Source organism: Kocuria sp. SM24M-10 (genome assembly GCF_001027955.1).
Classification (GTDB): domain Bacteria; phylum Actinomycetota; class Actinomycetes; order Actinomycetales; family Micrococcaceae; genus Kocuria; species Kocuria oceani.
On the sequence record NZ_LDNX01000118.1, the window covers coordinates 1 to 22,199 of the forward strand.

Consider the following 22,199-nt stretch of genomic DNA (forward strand, 5'->3'; position numbering starts at 1 on the left):
CCAGGGTGTTACCGTGCCCGCCGCCCGGGCGCGCCGGGCACCGCGCCCGGCCCCGCGGCGCGCGCGTCCCCCGCCGCGGGGTGGCACAATGGAGCGAGACAGACTGTCAGCAACCGCCGCGCCCCGCCGGGGCCCGGCGAGCGGGGCCGGCCGGCCCCGGCAGGGAAATCGGGAGTGCAGGAACATGGCAAACGGCAACGAGATCGTCCTCGACCACACGGGCTTCGTGGGGCACGGCAACACCCTGGCCGCCTGGGTGACCATCGGCATCATGTCCGTGGGCGTCATCGTCGGCGTCGTGGGCTTCACCGTGGGCAACACCCCCGTGCTGATCGTCGGCATCGGCCTCGTGGTCGTCGGCCTGATCGCCGGGGCCGTGCTCCGCTCCATGGGCCACGGAGCCGGCTCCGAGCAGCGCAAGCACGAGGCCCGCAACCACCAGAGCTGAGCCGGCGCCGGCAGGGCCCGGCCCCGCGCAGCACCGGCCACGGCCGGGCGCTCCCCCAGGGTCCGGCCTCCCGGCGCGGCCGGGTCACCGGCCCGGTCCCCGCAGCACGCAGAGAGGCGGCCGCCGCCGCCGAGAGGACAGGAATCCATGTCGCAACAGAGCACCGGGACGGTCCTGGACGCCATCATCGAGGGCGTCCGCGCCGACCTGGCCGAGCGCCGGGAGCGTGTCGGCCTCGACGAGCTCCGCGCCGCCGCCGCCCAGCGGCCGCCGGCGCTGGACGCCGAGTCCGCGCTGCGCGGGCCGAGCGCGGACGCCGTGCAGATCATCGCCGAGGTCAAGCGCTCCAGCCCGTCCAAGGGCGCCCTGGCCCCGATCGCCGACCCCGCCCTGCTCGCCGCCGGCTACGAGCGCGGCGGGGCCTCCGTCATCTCCGTGCTCACCGAGCAGCGCCGCTTCAACGGCTCCCTGGCCGACCTCGACGCCGTGCGGGCGGCCGTGGGGGTGCCGGTGCTGCGCAAGGACTTCACGGTCGATGAGTACCAGATCTGGGAGGCGCGGGCGCACGGCGCCGACCTGGTGCTGCTGATCGTGGCCGCCCTCACCGACGAGCAGCTGCGCCGCTTCCTGGACCTCACCCACGAGCTGGGCATGCACGCCCTCGTGGAGACGCACACCCCCGAGGAGATCGAGCGCGCCGTGGCGGTGGGCGCCCGCATCGTGGGCGTGAACGTGCGCAACCTCAAGACGCTCGACACCGACGTCGAGACCTTCGGCCGCCTGGCCGGCCTGCTGCCGCAGGACGCGGTGCTCGTGGCCGAGTCCGGGGTGGAGGGCGAGGAGCAGGTCGAGCTGTACGCCTCCCACGGGGCGAAGGCCGTGCTGGTCGGCGAGGCGCTCGTGCGCAGCGCCGACGCCGCGGCCGCCATCGCCGGCTACCGCACCGCCGGTGCCGCGGCCCGTGCCCGCCGGCACGTCCCGGACGCCGAGGCCGAGTCCGTCGCCGCGCGGGCCGCGTCGTTGCGCGAGGCCCCGGGCCCCTACTTCGGGGACTTCGGCGGGCGCTGGATGCCCGAGTCCCTGGTCGCCGCCCTCGACGAGCTGACGGACACCTTCGACAAGGCCAAGGCGGACCCCGAGTTCACCGCGGAGTTCCTGCGGCTCTCCCGCGACTACTCCGGGCGCCCCTCCCTGCTCACCGAGGCCCACCGCTTCGGCGCCGAGGCCGGGTGCCGGGTCTTCCTCAAGCGCGAGGACCTCAACCACACGGGCTCGCACAAGATCAACAACGTGCTCGGCCAGGCCCTGCTCGCCCGCCGGATGGGCAAGACCCGGCTGATCGCCGAGACCGGCGCCGGCCAGCACGGGGTCGCCTCCGCGACCGCGGCCGCGCTGTTCGGGATGGAGTGCGTGGTGTACATGGGGGAGGAGGACACCCGTCGGCAGGCCCTCAACGTGGCCAGGATGGAGCTGCTCGGCGCCACCGTGGTGCCCGTGACCAACGGCTCCCGCACGCTCAAGGACGCCATCAACGAGGCCCTGCGGGACTGGGTCGCCTCCGTCGAGCACACCCACTACCTTTTGGGCACCGCGGCCGGCCCCTACCCGTTCCCCGCGATGGTGCGCTACTTCCACGAGCAGATCGGGGAGGAGGCCCGCGCCCAGGTCCTGGACCGGGCCGGGCGCCTGCCGGACGCGGTGGCGGCCTGCGTGGGCGGCGGCTCCAACGCCATCGGCATCTTCCACGGCTTCCTGGACGACCCCTCCGTGGAGCTCTACGGCCTCGAGGCCGGCGGGGACGGCGTGGAGACCGGCCGGCACGCGGCCACCATCTCCCTGGGCCGGCCCGGGGTGCTGCACGGCGCCAGGACGTACCTGATGCAGGACGAGGACGGACAGACCCTGGAGTCCCACTCCATCTCCGCCGGGCTCGACTACCCGGCCGTCGGCCCGGAGCACTCCTACCTGCACGACATCGGGCGGGCCCGCTACGAGGCGATCAACGACACCGAGGCGATGCAGGCGTTCCAGCTGCTGTGCCGCACCGAGGGCATCATCCCCGCGATCGAGACGTCCCACGCCCTCGCCGGGGCGCTGAAGATCGGCCGGCGCTGGGTCGAGGAGCTCGGCGCGGAGGCCGCCGCCGAGAAGATCATCGTCGTCTCCCTCTCCGGGCGCGGCGACAAGGACGTGGCCACGGCCGCGGAATGGTTCGGGATGCTCCCGGACGACAGCGCCGAGGCGGAGCTCGGCGAGAAGGGCGAGCGACTGTGAGCACCACCCACCCCGGCGCCGGCGCCGACCTGGCCTCCCGCATCCTGCCCCCCGGCCTGGGCAGCAACCCCGACTCCCGGCTCACCGCACGCCTCGCGGCCTGCCGGGAGCAGGGCCGGCCCGCGCTCGTGGGCTACCTCCCCGCGGGCTTCCCCACGGTCGAGGAGTCCGTGGAGGCGGCGGTAGCCCTGGGCCGCAACGGCGCGGACGTCATCGAGATCGGCATCCCCTACTCGGACCCGGTCATGGACGGGCCCGTCATCCAGCACGCGACGACGACGGCCCTGGCCAACGGCTTCCGGGTCGCCGACGTCTTCCGCGTGGTTCGCGCGGTCGCCGAGCGCACCGACGCGGTGCCGGTGGTGATGACCTACTGGAACCCCGTCCTGCAGATGGGCGTGGACGCCTTCGCCGAGCGGCTGGCCGAGGCCGGGGGAGCGGGGATCATCACCCCGGACCTGATCCCGGACGAGGCCGCCGAGTGGTTCGCCGCCTCCCAGGCGCACGGCCTGGACCGGGTCTTCCTGGCCGCCCCCTCCTCCTCGCGCGAGCGCCTGGACCTCGTGGCCAAGGCCGCCAGCGGCTTCGTCTACGCCGTCTCCGTGATGGGCGTGACCGGGGCCCGGGACGCGGTCTCCGATGTCGCCGAGCAGCTGGTGGCCGACACCCGCGCCGCCGGCGCCCAGCACGTGTGCGTCGGGCTGGGCGTCTCCCGCCGGGCCCACGTGGAGGAGATCGGGGCCTACGCGGACGGGGTCATCGTGGGCACCGCCCTCGTGAAGGCCCTGGCCGACGGCGGCCCCGAGGCCGTGGGCGCCCTGGCCCGGGAACTGGCGGGTCTGGCCTGATAGCGTGACGGGGCGGAGCGGCCCGGACCGGGTCCCCGCCCCTCCCCACGTCCCGACGAGCCGAGGCCCCATCCCATGCTGCTGAGCGCCGCTTCCCCCGTCCTGCTGAGCGTCCCCGTCCGGGCCGGCATCCCCTCCCCGGACTGGTCGGGCTTCTCGCTGGGCCCGCTGACGGTGCACGCCTACGCCCTGTGCATCCTCGCCGGGATCGCCGCGGCCATGTGGCTGACCCTGCGCCGCTGGAAGGACCGCGGCCTGGACCCGGAGATCGTGTGGGACGTCGTGATGTGGGCGGTGCCCGCCGGGATCGTCGGCGCCCGGGCCTACCACGTGCTGATCACCGACCCGGCGGGATACTTCGGCCCGGGAGCGGACCCCGTGGATGCGCTGCGGATCTGGGAGGGCGGGCTCGGCATCATGGGCGCGGTGGCCTTCGGCGCGGCCGCCGCGTGGTGGGTGTGCCGGCGGCACGGGGTCTCCCTGGCCGTGTTCGCCGACGCCGCGGCCCCGGGGCTGCTCCTCGCCCAGGCGATCGGGCGCTGGGGCAACTGGTTCAACCAGGAGCTCTTCGGCCGGCCCACGACCCTGCCGTGGGGTCTGGAGATCGACCCGGCCGGCGCCAACTTCCCCGCCGGGCTGCCCGCCGACACCCTCTTCCACCCCACGTTCCTCTACGAGTCCCTGTGGAACCTGGCCGGCGTGGTGCTGCTGCTGGCCCTGGACCGGCGGTTCCGCCTGGACGGGGGCCGGCTGTTCGCCCTGTACCTGGTCCACTACGGGATCGGCCGGATGCTGATCGAGCTGTTCCTGCGGATCGACCCCTCCCTGATGGTGCTGGGGCTGCGGGTGCACGTGTGGACCTCGCTGGGCCTGGTGCTGCTGGGACTGGTGCTGTTCGCGGCGGTCACCGTGCGCCGCCGGAGGGCCCGGGACGGCGCCGCGCAGGCGGCCCGGACCTGATGCCCCGGATCAGCCCCGCAATACCACGGAGGGTCCGGGAGTTTTCAGACTTGTAACATCGGAGTGCTAGATTTCATTGGCGCACGACCGGGGACGGGCCAACCACGCCTTCCGCTCCTGCGCACGCCAGAGCGTCCAACGTCGGACCTTCCTGGAACGGGGCCCTTCCGCCGCCCGGCACCACCTCGACCACCGCTCGAGGACGCCGGCGGCAGCTCACGAACCGGCGGCACCTCCCGACCGGAGCTCTGCTGCGGGGGCCGCTCCTGCTGACCACATCTCATGGTGAGGAGACGTCTGTCATGACTTCTACCCCCGCCGGCACCCCCGGTGACAATTCCGACCAGCACGGCACGGACCCCCGTCCGGCCGACCCGGCCGAGATCGCCGAGGACCAGGCGACGTCGCCGTTCGAGCAGTTCTCGAACGCGCCCGCGGAGCAGGGCCTCTACCACCCGGACGAGGAGAAGGACGCGTGCGGGCTCGCCGTGGTCGCGACCCTCAACGGCGCCCCCAGCCACGAGATCGTCGACGCCGCCCTGACTGCCCTGCGCAACCTGGAGCACCGCGGTGCCGTGGGCGGGGACGAGGGCACCGGGGACGGCGCCGGGCTGCTCACCCAGCTGCCCGACGCGTTCTTCCGGGCGGTCGTGGACTTCGAGCTGCCGCCCCTGGGCGGCTACGCCGTGGGCACCGCGTTCCTGCCGCACGGCGGGGCGCACGCGGACAAGATCCAGGCCGCGCTCGAGGAGATCGCCGCCTCGGAGGAGCTGCAGGTCCTGGGCTGGCGCCCGGTCCCCGTCGCCGAGTCCGTGGTGGGCCGCTCCGCGCGCGAGGTCATGCCCTGGTTCGTCCAGCTCTTCGTGGCCGAGCCGGCCCCCGCGCCCGAGGACGAGGCCGCCCGCCGCCGCCTGGACCAGAAGGCCTTCCGGCTGCGCAAGCGCGCCCAGAACAAGGCCGGCGTGTACTTCCCCTCCCTGTCCTCGCGCACCATCGTCTACAAGGGCATGCTGACCACCCAGCAGCTGGAGCCGTTCTACCCGGACCTGGCCGACGAGCGGTTCGCCACCGAGCTGGCGATCGTGCACTCGCGCTTCTCCACCAACACGTTCCCCTCCTGGCCGCTGGCCCAGCCCATGCGCACCCTGGCGCACAACGGCGAGATCAACACCGTGAAGGGCAACCGCAACTGGATGCGCGCCCGCCAGTCGCAGCTGAAGTCCCCGCTGCTGGGCCGCAGCCCCGAGGAGCTGTTCCCGATCTGCTCCGAGGGCGCCTCCGACTCGCAGTCCCTCGACGAGGTGGCCGAGCTGCTGGTGCTCTCCGGCCGGCCCGTCACCCAGGCCATGATGATGATGATCCCGGAGGCCTGGGAGAACCACGAGACCATGGACCCGGCCCGCAAGGCGTTCTACCGCTACCACGCCTCCTTCATGGAGCCGTGGGACGGCCCCGCCGCGGTCGCCTTCACCGACGGCGTGCAGGTCGGCTCGTTGCTGGACCGCAACGGCCTGCGCCCGGGCCGGTTCTGGGTCACCGACGACGGGCTCGTCGTGCTGGCCTCCGAGGTCGGCGTCGTCGACATCGGCGACCGCAAGGTCGTGCGCAAGGGCCGGGTGTCCCCGGGCACGATGTTCCTCGTCGACACCGCCCGCGGGCGGATCGTCGAGGACGCCGAGATCAAGGCCGAGATCGCCTCCGCGGCGCCGTGGGAGGAGTGGGCCGACGGCAACATCGTCGACATCACCGACCTGCCCGAGCGCGAGCACATGGTCCACCCGCGCTCCTCGATCACCCTGCGCCAGAAGACCTTCGGGTACACGCAGGAGGAGCTGAAGATGATCGTGGGCCCGATGGCGGCCAAGGGCGCCGAGCCCATCTACGCCATGGGCACCGACACCCCGATCGCCGTGCTCTCGGAGCAGTCCCGGACGCTGTTCGACTACTTCGTGCAGTCCTTCGCGCAGGTCACCAACCCGCCGCTGGACGCGATCCGCGAGGAGCTGGTCACCAGCCTGCGCGGCTCCGTCGGGCCCTCCGGCAACCTGCTGACCACCGAGCGGGTGCGCACCCGCCAGATCGCCCTGGACTTCCCGGTCATCGACAACGACCAGCTGGACCAGTTCCTGCACATCGAGGGCGAGGACGGGATGCCCGCCGCCCTGAAGGTGCGCGGCCTGTACCGGCCCGACGGCGGGGCCGAGTCCCTGCGCGCCCGGATCGCCGAGATCTGCGAGAAGGTCTCCGCGGCCGTGGCCCGCGGCGTGGAGTACGTCATCGTCTCGGACCGCGACTCCAACGGCGCGTGGGCACCCATCCCCTCGCTGCTGCTGACCTCCGCGGTGCACCACCACCTGCTGCGCTCGGCCACCCGCACCAAGGTGGCGCTGATCGTGGAGGCCGGCGACGTCCGCGAGGTCCACCACGTGGCGCTGCTCATCGGCTACGGCGCGTCCGCGGTGAACCCGTACCTGGCGATGGAGTCCGCCGAGGAGCTCGTCCGCTCGGGCGACCTGACCGGGATCACCACCGAGCACGCCGTGCAGAATCTGATCAAGGCCCTGGGCAAGGGCGTGCAGAAGATCATGTCCAAGATGGGCATCTCCACGGTGTCCTCCTACTGCGGCGCCCAGGTCTTCGAGGCCCTCGGCCTGTCCCGGGAGCTGGTGGACGACTACTTCACCGGCACCCACACCCAGATCGGCGGCATCGGCCTCGGCGTCATCGCCGAGGAGACCGCCTCCCGCCACCGCCGGGCCTACCCCGCGGACGGCGTGACCGAGCCCTACCGCGACCTCGAGACCGGTGGGGAGTACGACTGGCGCCGCGACGGCCCGCCGCACCTGTTCAACCCGCAGACCGTCTTCCGGCTCCAGCACGCCACCCGCAGCGGCCGCTACGACATCTTCAAGTCCTACACGAAGCTCGTGGACGACCAGACCAAGAAGCTGCTGACCCTGCGCGGGCTGCTCGGCTTCTCCTCGGACCGCCGGCCGGTGCCGCTGGAGGAGGTCGAGCCGGTCAGCTCGATCGTCAAGCGCTTCCAGACCGGTGCGATGAGCTACGGCTCCATCTCCCAGGAGGCGCACGAGACGCTGGCGATCGCCATGAACCGGCTCGGCGCCAAGTCCAACACCGGCGAGGGCGGCGAGGACGTGGAGCGGCTGCTCGACCCGGAGCGCCGCTCGGCGATCAAGCAGGTCGCCTCCGGCCGCTTCGGCGTCACGAGCCTGTACCTCACGAACGCCGACGACATCCAGATCAAGATGGCCCAGGGCGCCAAGCCCGGCGAGGGCGGCCAGCTCATGGCCCAGAAGCTCTACCCCTGGATCGCCCGGACGCGCCACTCCACCCCCGGGGTGTCGCTGATCTCCCCGCCGCCGCACCACGACATCTACTCGATCGAGGACCTGGCGCAGCTGATCTATGACCTCAAGCGCTCCAACCCGCGGGCCCGGGTGCACGTGAAGCTGGTCTCGGAGATCGGCATCGGCACCGTGGCCTCCGGGGTCACCAAGGCCAAGGCCGACGTGGTGCTCGTCTCCGGGCACGACGGCGGCACCGGCGCGGCCCCGCTGAACTCGCTCAAGCACGCCGGCGCCCCCTGGGAGCTCGGCCTCGCCGAGACCCAGCAGACGCTGATGCTCAACGGGCTGCGGGACCGGGTGGTCGTCCAGGCGGACGGGCAGATGAAGACCGGGCGCGACGTGGTGATCGCGGCGCTGCTCGGGGCGGAGGAGTTCGGCTTCGCCACGGCCCCGCTGATCGTCGAGGGCTGCATCATGATGCGCAAGTGCCACCTGGACACCTGCCCGGTGGGCGTGGCCACGCAGAACCCGGAGCTGCGCCGGCGCTTCACCGGCAAGGCCGAGCACGTGGTCAACTTCTTCGAGTTCATCGCCGAGGAGGTCCGGGAGTACCTGGCCCAGCTCGGGTTCCGCTCGATCGAGGAGGCCGTCGGGCACGCCGAGGTCCTGGAGACCAAGGCCGCGATCGACCACTGGAAGGCCCACGGGCTGGACCTGTCCCCGATCCTGCACTCCACGGTGCTCGAGCACCGCGGCGCCGCCGTGCGCAACATGCGCGGCCAGGACCACGAGCTGGAGAAGCACTTCGACAACGAGCTGATCCGCCTGTCCCGGGCCGCCCTGGAGAAGCGGGAGCCCGTCCGGATCCAGCAGCACATCATCAACACCGACCGGGCGGTGGGCACGATGCTCGGGCACGTGGTGACCCGCACCTTCGGCACGGACGAGCTCGCCCACGACACCATCGACGTGACGCTCACCGGCCAGGCCGGGCAGTCGCTCGGCGCGTTCCTGCCGCAGGGCATCACCCTGCGACTGGAGGGCGACGCCAACGACTACACCGGCAAGGGCCTCTCGGGCGGGCGGATCATCGTGCGCCCCGAGCGGGACGCCGTGTTCGAGGCCTCGGAGAACGTCATCGCCGGCAACGTGATCGGCTACGGCGCCACGGGCGGGGAGATCTTCCTGCGCGGCACCGTGGGCGAGCGATTCCTGGTGCGCAACTCCGGGGCCACCGCGGTGGTCGAGGGCATCGGGGACCACGGCTGCGAGTACATGACCGGCGGCACCGCCCTGGTGCTGGGCCGCACCGGGCGCAACTTCGGCGCCGGCATGTCCGGCGGCGTCGCCTACGTCATCGACCTGGCCGAGACCTCCGTCAACAAGCAGGCCCGGGACAGCGGCGAGCTCCAGCTGCTGCCGCTGGACGAGGCCGACGCCGAGGCGGTGCTCGCGCTGATCACGAAGCACGGCGAGGAGACCGGCTCCGAGCTCTCGGACCGGCTGCTGGCCGATCCGGTGGCCACGCTGGGCCGGTTCACCAAGGTCCTGCCGCGGGAGTACGCCGCGGTGCAGGGCATCCGCGAAGAGGCCGCGACGCGGGGGCAGGACCCCGACGGCGACGAGGCCTGGCACAAGATCCTGGAGGTGACGACCCGTGGCTGATCCGCGCGGTTTTCTGAAGGTGACCGAGCGCGTCGACCGCCCCAAGCGGCCGGTGCCGGTCCGGATCATGGACTGGAAGGAGGTCCAGGAGGCCCAGGACCGGGGGGTGCTGCAGAAGCAGGCCGGCCGGTGCATGGACTGCGGCATCCCCTTCTGCCACGAGGGCTGCCCCCTGGGCAACCTGATCCCGGAGTGGAACGACCTGGTGTGGCGCGGGCTCGACGCCGAGGCGGTCGAGCGCATGCACGCCACCAACAACTTCCCGGAGTTCACCGGGCGGGTCTGCCCGGCCCCGTGCGAGTCCTCGTGCGTGCTCGGGATCAACCAGCCGGCGGTGACCATCAAGCAGATCGAGTACTCGATCGGCGAGATGGGCTTCGACGAGGGCATCATCAAGCCGTTCGTCCCGCAGCGGCTGGTCGGCAAGACCGTGGCGGTCGTGGGCTCCGGGCCCGGCGGGCTCGCGGCGGCCCAGCAGCTGACCCAGGCCGGGTTCACCGTCGCCGTCTACGAGCGCGACGACCGGATCGGCGGGCTGCTGCGCTACGGCATCCCCGACTTCAAGATGGAGAAGGAGGTCCTGGACCGCCGCCTGGACGTCATGCGCGCCGAGGGCACCCGCTTCCGCCCGGGCGTGGAGATCGGCAAGGACATCACCTGGGACCAGCTCAAGCGCCGCTACGACGCGGTCGTGGTCGCCACCGGCGCCACCCTCCCGCGCGACCTGACGATCCCGGGCCGCGACCTCGAGGGCGTGCACTTCGCGATGGACTACCTGGTGCAGGCCAACCGCGTGGTGGCCGGCGACGAGGTCGAGGGGCAGATCTCGGCGCGGGGCAAGCACGTCATCGTGCTCGGCGGCGGTGACACCGGCTCCGACTGCATCGGCACCGCCAACCGCCAGGGCGCCGCCTCGATCACGTCCCTGGCGATCGGGCGCAAGCCCGCCGCGGACCGCTCCGACGCCGACCCGTGGCCGATGATGCCGAGGGTCTTCGAGGTCTCCACCTCCCACGAGGAGGGCGGCGAGCGGACCTACCTGGCCTCGACCGTGGAGTTCGTGGGTGAGAACGGGAAGCTGACCGGGCTGAAGGTCGCCGAGACCGAGTACCTGCCCGACGGCCGCCGCGCCCCGAAGCAGGGCACGGAGAAGGTCCTGCCCGCGGACCTGGTGTTCCTGGCGCTGGGCTTCACCGGCAACGAGTCCGAGGACATCACCGCGCAGATCGGCGCGGAGCTGGACGGGCGGACCAACGTGGCCCGCGACGACCAGTACATGACCAACGTGGACGGGGTGTTCTCCTGCGGCGACGCGGGCCGGGGCCAGTCCCTGGTGGTCTGGGCGATCGCCGAGGGCCGGGCCTGCGCGGCCGCCGTCGAGCGCCACCTCCTGGGCTCCACCCGGCTGCCGGCGCCGGTGGCCCCCACGGACCGGGCCATCGACCTCAGCATGTAGGGCCCACGGCCCGGACCACGGCGCGGCCCGCACCCCCCCACCCGGGGTGCGGGCCGCGCCTCGTCGTCGGCGGACGGGTGCCGGGGGAGCGGCGGCCTCGACACCACGTGCCGCGTTGGTAGGCTGGGAAGGACCTCCCCGCTCCGGGGCAGGACAACCAGGCAGAGCGGCCGGGAGCTCCGCCGCGCCCGCGCGGCGTCCCGGTCGTTCTTTCTTGTGCGTCCACCCGCGGTGGCACCCCACAACCCAAGGCGGCACACATGCGACGAGCAAAGATCGTGGCCACGATCGGCCCGGCCATCTCCTCCTACGAGAACCTCTCCCAGGCGATCCGGTCCGGCATGAACGTGGCCCGGCTCAACATGAGCCACGGCGACCACTCCGTCCACGACGCGTCCTACGAGAACCTGCGCCGGGCCTCCGAGGACCTTGGGCAGACCGTCGCGATCCTCGCGGACCTGCAGGGCCCCAAGATCCGCCTCGGCCGCTTCGCCGACGGCCCCCACGAGCTGCTGCCCGGCGACGAGTTCTCCATCACGGTCGAGGACGTCGAGGGCACCGCGGAGCTGTGCTCCACCACCCACAAGGGCCTGCCCGGCGACGTGAACGTGGGCGACCCCCTGCTCATCGACGACGGCCGGGTCGCCCTGCGCGCCACCGCCGTCTCGGACACCACCGTGACCGCCGAGGTGGTCGTGGGCGGGCCGGTGTCCAACAACAAGGGCATCAACCTGCCCGGCGTGGCCGTGAACGTCCCCGCGCTGTCCGACAAGGACGAGGACGACCTGCGCTGGGCCCTGCGCCGCGGCGTGGACCTGATCGCCCTGTCCTTCGTGCGCGACGCCAAGGACATCGTGCGGGTGCACGAGATCATGGACGAGGAGGGCCGCCGCCTGCCCGTGATCGCCAAGATCGAGAAGCCCCAGGCGGTGGACTCCCTGCACGAGATCATCGACGCGTTCGACGGCATCATGGTCGCCCGCGGCGACCTCGGCGTGGAGCTGCCGCTGGAGCAGGTGCCGATCGTGCAGAAGCGCGCCATCGAGCTCGCCCGCCGCTGGGCCAAGCCCGTGATCGTCGCCACCCAGGTGCTGGAGTCGATGATCGACAGCCCGCGCCCCACCCGTGCGGAGGCCTCCGACTGCGCCAACGCGGTGCTCGACGGCGCGGACGCCGTGATGCTCTCCGGGGAGACCTCGGTGGGCAAGTACCCGATCGAGACCATCCAGACCATGGCCCGGATCATCGAGGCCACCGAGTCCCAGGCGCTCGAGCGCGTCCCGGCGCTGGGCACGGAGCCGCGCACCCGCGGCGGCGCGGTGACCCGCGCGGCGGTCACGATCGCCCGGCAGCTCGACGTCAGCTACATCTGCACCTTCACCCAGTCCGGGGACTCCGCCCGCCGGCTCTCCCGGCTGCGCCCGCCGCACCCGATCCTGGCGTTCACCCCCGAGCCGCTGGTGACCGCCCTGATGTCCCTGCTGTGGGGCGTCCAGCCGATCCAGGTCGCGAAGGTCGACCACACCGACGACATGACCCGGCAGGTGGACCTCCACCTGCAGGAGCAGGGCCTGGCCGGGGAGGACGACCTCGTGGTGATCTGCGCCGGCTCGCCCCCCGGGGTCGCCGGCACCACCAACCTCGTGAAGGTGCACCGGGTGGGCGACGTCAAGGACGCCGGCGAGCTGCTGAGCGGCCAGCGGCGGCGTGAGCGCGTGGGGCCGTGGCGGGAGTCCTGAGCGGGCGCCTCGACCCGGAGGAGCACGCCCGGGATCTCCGTGCCCACGGAGTGCCCGAGGAGCTGCACGCGGGGTTCCCCGGGCACGGGATCGGCGGTCTCGCCCGGGCGATGGGCATCCGGTTCACGGAGCTCACGCCCGGGCGCGCGGTCGCCACGATGCCGGTGGAGCCGAACACCCAGCCCGGCGGGATCCTGCACGGCGGGGCGCACTGCGTCCTGGCCGAGACCCTGGCCTCCTCGGCCGCGAGCGTGCACGCCGGCCCGGAGCGCTTCGCGGTGGGGGTCGACATCAACGCGACGCACCAGCGCGGGATCGCCGCCGGGACGGTGACCGGGACCTGCACGGCGCTGCACCTGGGCGCCACGATGACCGTGCACGAGGTCGTCATGACCGACGAGCAGGGGCGGCGGCTGTCCACGGCCCGGGTCACCAACCTGCTGCGCGAGCGTCCCGCCGGGGCCTGAGCGAGGACCGCGCGGGAACCGGCGCGGGACCGGCGGTCCGGGGCGCGAAAAAACCCCGGACCGCCGGTCCGGGGTGCTCGTGCCCAAGGTGGGACTCGAACCCACACTCCGAGGAACCGCATTTTGAGTGCGGCGCGTCTGCCAGTTCCGCCACTTGGGCCCGTGGTCGCAGTCCCCGCGGCCCCGTCGAGGGGCTGCTCCTGCGCTCGACCAGCGTACAACAGTTATAGGCTGGGACCGATCGGACGGCACGTGCCGTGCCGGGCGGCCACGGGCCACCCGTGCACCCGGAGTCCGCGGTCCCGCCCGCCGCGGGACCGCCCCACCAGCAGGCAAGGAGTCAGCGTGACGGAGCAGCCGAAACCCGCCCCGGCGGAGGAGCCCGAGGACCGGGACAGCGCCCTTCCCGAGGAGGACGCCGGGACGTCCCTGCGCCCGCCCCGCCGGGTGGTGGTGGCCGAGGACGAGACCCTCATCCGCCTCGACATCGTGGAGATGCTCGGGGAGGCCGGCTACGACGTGGTGGCCGAGGCCGACAACGGCCAGCGAGCCGTCGAGCTGGCGCGCGAGCACCGCCCGGACCTGGTCCTGATGGACGTGAAGATGCCGGTCCTGGACGGGATCACGGCCGCCGAGCAGATCGCCTCGGAGCGGATCGCCCCGGTGGTCCTGCTCACGGCCTTCAGCCAGCGCGAGCTCGTCGAGCGGGCCCGCGAGGCCGGCGCGATGGCCTACGTGGTCAAGCCGTTCACCGTCGACGACGTGGTGCCGGCGATCGAGATCGCGATCTCGCGCTTCGAGGAGATCGCGGCGCTGGAGCGCGAGGTCTCCGACATGAAGGAGCAGTTCGCCACCCGCAAGCTCGTGGAGCGGGCGAAGTCCCTGCTGACCACCAAGATGGGGCTGACCGAGCCCGAGGCTTTCCGCTGGATCCAGAAGACCTCCATGGACCGGCGGCTGTCCATGCGCGAGGTCGCCGAGGCGATCATCAACCAGGTCGCCTGAGCGGCACGCTGCGGTACACGGAGCCCGTCCGGCCCGGGCCCTAGGATGGGTCCGTGAGTGAAACGACGCAGCAGATCCTGACCGACAGCAGCTCCGAGGCCGGCGTGCGCACGGTGACCGTGGGGGCCGAGACCGACCACCCGGTCGAGGTCGAGATCCCCCGGCCGGTCTCCCGGCCGGAGCGGAAGCTGCTGCTGGTCGACGGCCACTCCCTGGCCTTCCGGGCGTTCTTCGCGCTCTCGCGCGCCGCCGAGTACGGCGGCGGGCCCGCCTTCGTCACCTCCGACGGGCGTCACACCGAGGCCGTGTACGGCTTCGTGAACACGCTGGTGAAGCTGGTCCGCGAGCAGAAGCCCACGCACCTGGTCGTCTCCTTCGACCTCGAGGGCCCCACGCTGCGCTCCCAGGAGTACGGGGAGTACAAGGGCGGGCGGGACGAGACGCCCGAGGAGTTCCACGGCCAGGTCCCGCAGATCCGACGGATCCTCGAGGCACTCGGGGTGCCCGTGGTCACCGCGGAGGGCCACGAGGCCGACGACGTCCTGGCGACCCTGGCCCGCCGCGGCGCGGAGCAGGACTACGAGGTCCTCGTCTTCTCGGGGGACCGGGACGCCTTCCAGATGATCGACGACCACGTCACGGTGGTCTACCCCGGGCGCACCCCCTCGGATCTCAAGCACATGGACGCCGCCGCGGTGGTGGAGAAGTACAAGGTCCCGCCGCAGCACTACCCCGACCTCGCCGCGCTGACCGGGGAGCAGGCCGACAACCTCCCCGGGGTGCCCGGGGTGGGGGCCGGCTTCGCGGCCAAGTGGATCCTCGCCTACGGGGACGTGCCCTCGCTGCTCGAGCACGCGGACCGGATCAAGGGCAAGAAGGGCGAGGCGCTGCGCGAGCACCGGGCGGCCGTGGAGCGCAACCGGCGGCTCAACCGGCTCGTCACCGACCTCGGCCTCGACGTCGACCTCGCCGACGCCGGGCTGCCCGTGCCCGACGCCGAGGCCGTGGGCGAGGTCTTCGACGACCTCGAGTTCGGCGACGGGCTGCGCAACCGGCTCTTCGACGCGTTCGGCCGGCCGCAGGACGAGAGCGCCCCGCCCGCCGACCTCGGCCTCGGCGAGGTGGCCCGGCCCGGCACCGGGGAGGAGCTGCAGGACTGGCTCGCCGCAGGGAACTCGCCCGTGGTCCTGCGCGCCCTGCACTGCGCGGACGACCCCGAGCTGCCGGGGGCCCGCGAGCTCTCCGGGGTCGTCCTGGCCCGCGGCGGGGACGCCCCCTCCGCCGTGTTCCTCGACCTCTCCGCCGCGGACGCGGCACTGGAGGCCGCCCTGGCCGGGTGGCTCGCCGACGCGGGACGGGCGAAGATCGTGGACGGGGTCAAGGACGTCTGGAAGTCCCTGTCCGTACGCGGGCTGGTGCTCGAGGGCGTGGTGGACGACCCGCAGCTCTCCGCCTACCTCCTGCAGCCGGCGCGGCGCAGCTACGAGCTGCCGGCGCTGCTCGAGGAGCGGCTCGGCCTGACGGTGGCCGCCGCGGAGGACACCGGCCCCGCCGCCCAGGGCCAGCAGGAGCTGACCCTGGAGGAGCGGCCCTGGCCGGACCCGGCCGTGCTGCGCCGGGAGGCGGAGCTGGCCGTGGCCACCACCCAGCTCTCCGAGCACCTGCTGGACAAGCTCGCGGAGACGCACCAGACCGGCCTGCTCACCGACCTGGAGCTGCCGCTGGCGGTCGTGCTCGGCCGGATGGAGCTGGCCGGGATCGCGGTGGACCCCGAGGGCGTGCAGGTCCTGCTCGACGACTTCGCCCGGGTGATCGAGCAGGCCAAGCAGGAGGCCCACGCCCAGATCGCCGAGCCCGTGAACCTGGGCTCCACCAAGCAGCTGCAGCAGGTGATGTTCGAGGAGCTGGGGCTGCCGAGGACCAAGAAGATCAAGTCCGGCTTCACCACCGACGCCGACGCCGTGGCGGAGCTGCTCACCCGCACCGACCCCGACTCCAAGGGCCACCGCTTCCTGGCGAGCCTGCTGGCCTACCGGGACGCGAACAAGCTGCGGCAGACCGTCGAGGGCCTGCAGAAGGCCATCGCCGAGGACGGGCGGGTGCACACCACCTACATGCAGAACGTCGCCGCCACGGGCCGGCTGTCCTCCACCAACCCCAACCTGCAGAACATCCCGGTGCGCACCGAGGAGGGCCGGCGCATCCGCGCCCTGTTCGTGGTGGGGCACCCCGGGACGGGCCGGGAGTACGAGCAGCTGCTGACCGCCGACTACTCGCAGATCGAGATGCGCATCATGGCGCACCTGTCCGGGGACGAGGCGCTCATCGAGGCGTTCCGCAACGGCGAGGACCTGCACCGGTTCGTCGGCTCGAAGATCTTCGGCGTGGCCCCGGAGGAGGTCTCCGCGGCGATGCGCTCCAAGGTCAAGGCCATGAGCTACGGGCTGGTCTACGGGCTGAGCTCCTTCGGGCTCTCCAAGCAGCTGCGGATCCCGGTGGACGAGGCACGGACCCTGATGAGCGACTACTTCACCCGGTTCGGCGCCGTGCGGGACTACCTGCGCGGGGTCGTGGAGCAGGCCCGCGCCGACGGCTACACCGCCACGATCGACGGCCGCCGCCGCTACCTCCCGGACCTCTCCAGCGACAACCGGCAGCTGCGGGCCATGGCCGAGCGCGCCGCCCTCAACGCCCCGATCCAGGGCTCGGCCGCGGACATCATCAAGAAGGCGATGCTGGGCGTGGACCGCCGCTTCACCGCCGAGGGCCTGTCCTCCCGGGTGCTCCTGCAGGTCCACGACGAACTCGTGGTCGAGGTCGTGCGCGGGGAGACGGCCGCCGTGGAGCAGGTGCTGCGCGAGGAGATGGGCGGGGCCGCCGAGCTGGCGGTGCCGCTGGAGGTCAACGTGGGCGCCGGGCGGTCCTGGCACGAGGCGGCCCACTGACCGCTCCGCCCGACCGCCTGCTCCGCACCGCCGACGAAGGACACGACATGGACCTGACGCACGAGGCACCGACACCGCCGACCACCCCGGGCACCGTGACCGAGTCCTACTCGGCCGGCGGGCACGACTACACCTTCGCGGAGTTCGGGGTGGGCCCCGGCGGCACCGCGGGGAACCCCGCCGCGGTGGAGTGGGTCCGGGCAATCCGCCAGGGCTTCCACCAGGCGGAGCCCACCGAGGAGACCCTCGAGCGCACCCTGTCCTGGATGCACGCCGAGCGGGTCCGGCTGCGGGCCGCCTATCCGCACGCGGTGCCCGAGGCGGCGCTGCCCACCCGGCGACCCGTGGCGACCTTCACCTCGTGGGAGGGCTCCCTCAACGTGGGCCGCGGCCGGCTGCTGCGCGCACGGCTGATCTCCGAGGTCACGGTGCGCCCCACCCACAGCCGCCGGGGCCTGCTGCGCCGGCTGATGACCGGCGACCTCGACCGCGCGCAGCGGGACGGCTACCCCGTGGCGCTGCTCACCGCCACGGAGGCGACCATCTACGGGCGGTTCGGCTTCGGCGCCGCCACGTTCAACCGCGAGGTCAGCGTCGACGCCACCACCCGGCTGCAGCTGAAGGCCCCCACGGTGGGCACCGTGGAGATGGCCGACGGGGAGGCCGTGCGCCAGCTGGCCCCCGTGCTCTTCCAGCGCTTCCACGAGAGCTCGCACGGGTCGGTGAGCCGGGTGGCCTACCACTGGCCGGAGTACACGGGGGAGTACGCCATCACCCCGCAGAAGGCCGACCCTGAGGTGCGTTGCGCCGTGCACTACGACGACGCGATGCGCCCGGACGGCTACGTCACCTACCGGTTCGAGCCCAACACCTCCTACCCGCTGACCCTCACCGTGCTCGACCTCGTGGGCGCCTCCCCGGACGTGTCGATCGCCCTGTGGGAGTTCGTCACCTCCCTGGACCTCGTGGACCGGGTCCGCTTCGGCCGGGCCCCCGTGGAGGACCCGCTGGTGTGGGCGATGACCGACCGCGCGCAGTACCGGGTCACCTCGGAGTCGGACAAGGTCTGGGTCCGGGTCCTGGACCCGGCCGCCGCCCTCGAGGCCCGCCCGTACACCGTGCGCGGGCGGATCGTGATCTCCCTGGTGGACTCGATGGGCTACGCCGACGGCCTGTGGGCGCTGGACACCACCAGCGGGCGCCCCGTGGTGGAGCGCGTCGCCGACCGTCCCCGCACCGCCGACGACGACGCCGGCCGGTCCGTGCCCGCGGTGCAGCTGCCCGACGGGGCCGACGTGGCGATGCGGGTGGACGTGCTGGGCTCCCTGTACCTCGGGGCGGTCAAGGCCAGCACCCTGGCCCAGGCCGGACTGATCGTCGCCCGGGACGAGGACGCGCTGCGGGACCTGCAGGACTTCATGGAGACGCCGACCGCCCCCTACGGGGTCACGCAGTTCTGACCGGCGCCGCCCGCGCGGGCGCGTGTTGCTTCCTTTTCGGCGCATCCGTAGACTGAGCCGGTGCGTGCTGTGCACGCACCCTGTCCAACAGTCCTTCGGAGCGGCCGCGGCCGGCCGGCAGGTGCCGTTCCGACTGATCAGAACCTATCCACATCGGAGCCCCTACTACATGACCACCACCACCCCGCAGGTTGCCGTCAACGACATCGGGTCCGAGGAGGACTTCCTCGCCGCTGTCGACGCGACCATCAAGTACTTCAACGACGGCGACCTCGTCGAGGGCACCGTCGTCAAGGTCGACCGCGACGAGGTCCTTCTCGACATCGGCTACAAGACCGAGGGCGTCATCCCGTCCCGCGAGCTGTCCATCAAGCACGATGTCGACCCCGACGAGGTCGTGACCGTGGGTGATGAGGTCGAGGCTCTGGTCCTCACCAAGGAGGACAAGGAAGGCCGCCTGATCCTGTCCAAGAAGCGGGCTCAGTACGAGCGCGCCTGGGGCGACATCGAGAAGGTCAAGGAGGAGGACGGCGTCGTCACCGGCACCGTCATCGAGGTCGTCAAGGGCGGCCTCATCCTGGACATCGGCCTGCGCGGCTTCCTGCCCGCCTCCCTCGTCGAGATGCGCCGCGTGCGCGACCTCGCGCCGTACATCGGCCAGCAGATCGAGGCCAAGATCATCGAGCTGGACAAGAACCGCAACAACGTGGTCCTGTCCCGCCGTGCCTGGCTCGAGCAGACCCAGTCCGAGGTCCGCTCCAACTTCCTGCACAAGCTCGAGAAGGGCCAGGTCCGCACGGGCACGGTCTCCTCGATCGTCAACTTCGGTGCCTTCGTGGACCTGGGCGGCGTCGACGGCCTGGTGCACGTCTCCGAGCTGTCCTGGAAGCACATCGACCACCCGTCCGAGGTCGTCGAGGTCGGCCAGGAGGTCACCGTCGAGGTCCTCGACGTGGACATGGACCGCGAGCGTGTCTCCCTGTCGCTGAAGGCGACCCAGGAGGACCCGTGGCAGCTGTTCGCCCGCACCCACGCCCTCGGCCAGGTCGTGCCGGGCAAGGTCACCAAGCTCGTTCCCTTCGGTGCGTTCGTGCGCGTCGAGGACGGCATCGAGGGCCTGGTGCACATCTCCGAGCTGGCCCAGCGCCACGTGGACATGGCCGAGCAGGTCGTCTCCGTGGGCGACGAGCTGTTCGTCAAGGTCATCGACATCGACCTGGACCGCCGCCGCATCTCGCTGTCGCTCAAGCAGGCCAACGAGGGCGTGGACCCGGACTCCACCGAGTTCGACCCGGCCCAGTACGGCATGGCCGCCGAGTACGACGAGCAGGGCAACTACAAGTACCCCGCCGGCTTCGATCCCGAGACCAACGAGTGGATCGAGGGCTTCGAGGAGCAGCGCGCCGCCTGGGAGCAGCAGTACGCCGACGCCCAGGCCCGCTGGGAGGCCCACAAGGAGCAGGTCCGCAAGTCGATCGCCGAGGACGCCGAGGCGGCCGCCGGCGGCACGACGAGCTCCTCGTCCTCCTCGTCCTCCTCTTCCGCGCCGGCTCCGACCAGCTACTCCTCCGAGGCTCCCGCCGACTCCGGCACCCTGGCCTCCGACGAGGCCCTGGCCGCGCTGCGCGAGAAGCTCACCGGCGCCTGAGTCGACCGGCACCGGTAGGCAGTCCCGCACTGCGCTCCGACGGCCCCCGCCCTGTCCAGGGCGGGGGCCGTCCCCGTGTCCGGACGCGGCCGCTACCGGCGCGGTCATGCTCCGGCCCGGTCACGCTCCCGCGCGGTCACGCTCCGGCAGCGGCTGCCGCGGCTCGGCCGGAACCGGCCCCGGACGCCACCGATGCGACCCGGCGGTCCCGCCCCGGGCCCGGCCGTCCCGGTCCCACGGCCGGGTCCGCCGCGGAGTGCTCAGGCCGGGGGAGCGTCGGGGGAGTCGACCCAGTCCACGCCGTCCGGGTGCAGGACCCCGGCGCCGCCGGTCAGCGCGGCCACCCGGGAGTGCGCCGCGGCGAGGGCGGCGTCGTCGTCGGGCAGGGCGAGGCCCAGCTCGGCGCCCGCGGCCCCGTAGGAGGTGCCCAGCACGGTGAGGCCGGTGGCCCGCAGCTCGTTCTCGATCCGGCCGGCGTCCGCGTGCGAGGCCGGCAGGCGGTAGAGGCGCTGCCGCCGGCGGCGGACCAGCTGCGCCCCGTCGAGGGCCTGGGACACGGCGTCGGAGTAGGCGCGCACCAGTCCGCCGGCGCCGAGCAGGGTGCCGCCGAACCAGCGCACCACCACCGCGCTGACGTCGGAGAGGTCGGTGACGTCGGCGCCGCCCGCGGCCGTGCCCGTGCGCCGCAGCACCAGCGCCTCCAGCATGGGCAGGCCGGCGGTGCCGGCCGGCTCCCCGTCGTCCGAGGAGCGCTGGACGTCCCGGTCCGGGCCCAGCACGAACGCGGAGCAGTGGTGGCGGGCGTCGTGGAAGCTCCGGCGCAGCTCCTCCACCAGGGCCCGGGCCTCGGCCTCGGTGCCGGCCCGGCGGAGCACGGCCAGGAACCGGGACCGCTTGATCTCCAGCTCCGCCACCGCCTCGGTCCCCGCGGCGAGCGTGGTGTAGCCGGTGGCGCGACTGAGCAGGGGGTCCGGGTCCATGCTCCCCACTCTAGGGCGGCCCCGGCGCTCCCTCGACGGGGCCGCTGCTGCTGCCCGGATCGGTGGAGGGCACCGAGCGGACGGGCCCGCGCCGGGGCGGAACGTGCCCCGCGCCGCCGACGCGGCGGCGGAGCTCGCCCCGGCGGGCCGCGGGTTCCGCCGGCTGCGGGAGCAATGCCCGCATGGGTCGGGCACGCCCCCGGACGTGCTGACCGCCGTCGCGGCCGCCGGGGAGGCGCGCGCTCCCGTCCGCGCCCGGCGGCTACCATGGCCGCATGCTGACCATCGGACTCACGGGCGGGATCGCCTCGGGCAAGTCGACGGTCTCCCGGCGGCTCACGGAGCTCGGCGCCACGGTGATCGACGCCGACGCCATCGCCCGGGCCCTGCAGGAACCCGGGCAGCCCGGTCTGGAGGGGATCGTCGAGGAGTTCGGACCCTCGGTGCTGACCCCTGACGGGCGGCTGGACCGCGCCGCCCTGGGCGCCCTGGTGTTCGGGGACCCGGAGGCCCGGCAGCGGCTCAACGCGATCGTCCACCCGCTGGTGCGGGCGGAGGCCGAACGGCTGGCCGCCGCTGCCGGCGAGGACGCGGTGCTCGTGGAGGACATCCCGCTGCTGGTGGAGACCGGCCAGCACGAGCGCTTCGACCACGTGCTCACCGTGCAGGCCCCCGTGGAGGAGCGGGTGCGCCGGATGGTCGAGGACCGTGCGATGACGGAGACGGACGCCCGGGCGCGCATCGCGGCCCAGGCCACGGACGAGGAGCGGGCCGCGGTCTCGGACACCGTGCTGGCCAACGACGACTCGGTCCAGCGGCTGCTCGACCGGGTGGACGCCTGGTGGGAGTGGCACGTCGAGCCCCGCCTGCCGTCCCCGGCCCGTCCCCGCCGCCTGTAACTCTGCGTCACATCCGGGTAGGGTCGAGGGCGACCGAAGCACGTCGTCCAGACACGGCGGCGGTCCGCTCGACGTGGCCGGCGGCCGGGGAAGCTCT

The 22,199-nt window shown here is 72.9% G+C and carries 14 protein-coding genes and 1 tRNA gene; 13 read left to right on the top strand and 2 right to left on the bottom strand.

The annotated features are described in order from the left end of the window. The first annotated feature begins 184 nt into the window (after nt 1-184). The 8 genes from ABL57_RS13260 (at nt 185) to ABL57_RS13295 (ending at nt 13,165) form a co-directional block, all read left to right on the top strand. A complete protein-coding gene (locus tag ABL57_RS13260; RefSeq protein WP_047803953.1) occupies nt 185-448 on the top strand; it encodes an HGxxPAAW family protein in 264 nt (87 codons plus the stop codon). Between the two features lie 147 nt (nt 449-595). After that, nucleotides 596-2,722, top strand: coding sequence for a tryptophan synthase subunit beta (trpB, locus tag ABL57_RS13265; RefSeq protein ID WP_047803954.1), 2,127 nt, complete (start codon nt 596-598; stop codon nt 2,720-2,722). 29 nt (nt 2,723-2,751) lie between these two features. After that, complete coding sequence (trpA, locus tag ABL57_RS13270) at nt 2,752-3,570, top strand: tryptophan synthase subunit alpha (protein ID WP_047803978.1); 819 nt, start codon at nt 2,752-2,754, stop codon at nt 3,568-3,570. Nucleotides 3,571-3,645: 75 nt separating this feature from the next. Beyond that, complete coding sequence (gene lgt, locus ABL57_RS13275; protein ID WP_047803955.1) at nt 3,646-4,530, top strand: prolipoprotein diacylglyceryl transferase; 885 nt, start codon at nt 3,646-3,648, stop codon at nt 4,528-4,530. 302 nt (nt 4,531-4,832) lie between these two features. Further along, entirely contained in the window at nt 4,833-9,503 is a 4,671-nt protein-coding gene (gene gltB, locus ABL57_RS13280) for a glutamate synthase large subunit (RefSeq protein ID WP_238986057.1), read from the top strand. Next, entirely contained in the window at nt 9,496-10,959 is a 1,464-nt protein-coding gene (locus ABL57_RS13285) for a glutamate synthase subunit beta (protein WP_047803956.1), read from the top strand. Before gltB ends, ABL57_RS13285 begins: the two co-directional genes overlap by 8 nt. A 260-nt stretch (nt 10,960-11,219) precedes the next feature. After that, nucleotides 11,220-12,698 carry a pyruvate kinase gene (gene pyk / locus ABL57_RS13290; protein WP_047803957.1) on the top strand — a complete coding sequence of 493 codons (1,479 nt, stop codon included), beginning with the start codon at nt 11,220-11,222 and terminating at the stop codon, nt 12,696-12,698. Beyond that, the gene (locus tag ABL57_RS13295) at nt 12,683-13,165 is read left to right on the top strand and encodes a PaaI family thioesterase (RefSeq protein WP_238986058.1); all 483 of its coding nucleotides are present in this window, start codon (nt 12,683-12,685) and stop codon (nt 13,163-13,165) included. Before pyk ends, ABL57_RS13295 begins: the two co-directional genes overlap by 16 nt. Nucleotides 13,166-13,245: 80 nt before the next feature. On the opposite strand, the gene ABL57_RS13300 is transcribed toward ABL57_RS13295, so the two are convergent. Next, nucleotides 13,246-13,325 (bottom strand) — tRNA-Leu (locus ABL57_RS13300). A 269-nt stretch (nt 13,326-13,594) separates the two neighbouring features. Between ABL57_RS13300 and ABL57_RS13305 the strand changes: the two genes are divergently transcribed. The 4 genes from ABL57_RS13305 to rpsA all read left to right on the top strand — a co-directional run bounded on the left by ABL57_RS13305 (nt 13,595) and on the right by rpsA (nt 20,223). Then, nucleotides 13,595-14,170 carry an ANTAR domain-containing response regulator gene (locus ABL57_RS13305; RefSeq protein WP_047803981.1) on the top strand — a complete coding sequence of 192 codons (576 nt, stop codon included), beginning with the start codon at nt 13,595-13,597 and terminating at the stop codon, nt 14,168-14,170. A 53-nt stretch (nt 14,171-14,223) separates the two neighbouring features. Next, a complete protein-coding gene (polA, locus tag ABL57_RS13310) occupies nt 14,224-17,115 on the top strand; it encodes a DNA polymerase I (protein WP_047803958.1) in 2,892 nt (963 codons plus the stop codon). 47 nt (nt 17,116-17,162) lie between these two features. After that, nucleotides 17,163-18,575 (top strand): GNAT family N-acetyltransferase, encoded by a 1,413-nt coding sequence (locus tag ABL57_RS13315; protein ID WP_047803959.1) that lies wholly within the window; start codon nt 17,163-17,165, stop codon nt 18,573-18,575. 169 nt (nt 18,576-18,744) lie between these two features. Further along, entirely contained in the window at nt 18,745-20,223 is a 1,479-nt protein-coding gene (rpsA, locus tag ABL57_RS13320; protein ID WP_047803960.1) for a 30S ribosomal protein S1, read from the top strand. Nucleotides 20,224-20,483: 260 nt separating this feature from the next. Here rpsA and ABL57_RS13325 read toward each other — a convergent pair whose 3' ends face one another. Then, nucleotides 20,484-21,203: a YigZ family protein gene (locus ABL57_RS13325; RefSeq protein WP_047803961.1), complete on the bottom strand. Its 720-nt coding sequence runs from the start codon at nt 21,201-21,203 to the stop codon at nt 20,484-20,486. Nucleotides 21,204-21,478: 275 nt separating this feature from the next. Between ABL57_RS13325 and coaE the strand changes: the two genes are divergently transcribed. After that, nucleotides 21,479-22,102, top strand: coding sequence for a dephospho-CoA kinase (gene coaE / locus ABL57_RS13330; protein WP_047803962.1), 624 nt, complete (start codon nt 21,479-21,481; stop codon nt 22,100-22,102). The last annotated feature ends 97 nt before the right edge of the window (nt 22,103-22,199 follow it).

Coding starts and splice junctions, on each gene's coding strand:
- ABL57_RS13260 (WP_047803953.1), top strand. CDS start 185: ATGGCAAACGGCAACGAGATCGTCCTCGACCACACGGGCTTCGTGGGG.
- trpB (WP_047803954.1), top strand. CDS start 596: ATGTCGCAACAGAGCACCGGGACGGTCCTGGACGCCATCATCGAGGGC.
- lgt (WP_047803955.1), top strand. CDS start 3,646: ATGCTGCTGAGCGCCGCTTCCCCCGTCCTGCTGAGCGTCCCCGTCCGG.
- gltB (WP_238986057.1), top strand. CDS start 4,833: ATGACTTCTACCCCCGCCGGCACCCCCGGTGACAATTCCGACCAGCAC.
- pyk (WP_047803957.1), top strand. CDS start 11,220: ATGCGACGAGCAAAGATCGTGGCCACGATCGGCCCGGCCATCTCCTCC.
- ABL57_RS13315 (WP_047803959.1), top strand. CDS start 17,163: ATGGACCTGACGCACGAGGCACCGACACCGCCGACCACCCCGGGCACC.
- rpsA (WP_047803960.1), top strand. CDS start 18,745: ATGACCACCACCACCCCGCAGGTTGCCGTCAACGACATCGGGTCCGAG.
- ABL57_RS13325 (WP_047803961.1), bottom strand. CDS start 21,203: ATGGACCCGGACCCCCTGCTCAGTCGCGCCACCGGCTACACCACGCTC.
- coaE (WP_047803962.1), top strand. CDS start 21,479: ATGCTGACCATCGGACTCACGGGCGGGATCGCCTCGGGCAAGTCGACG.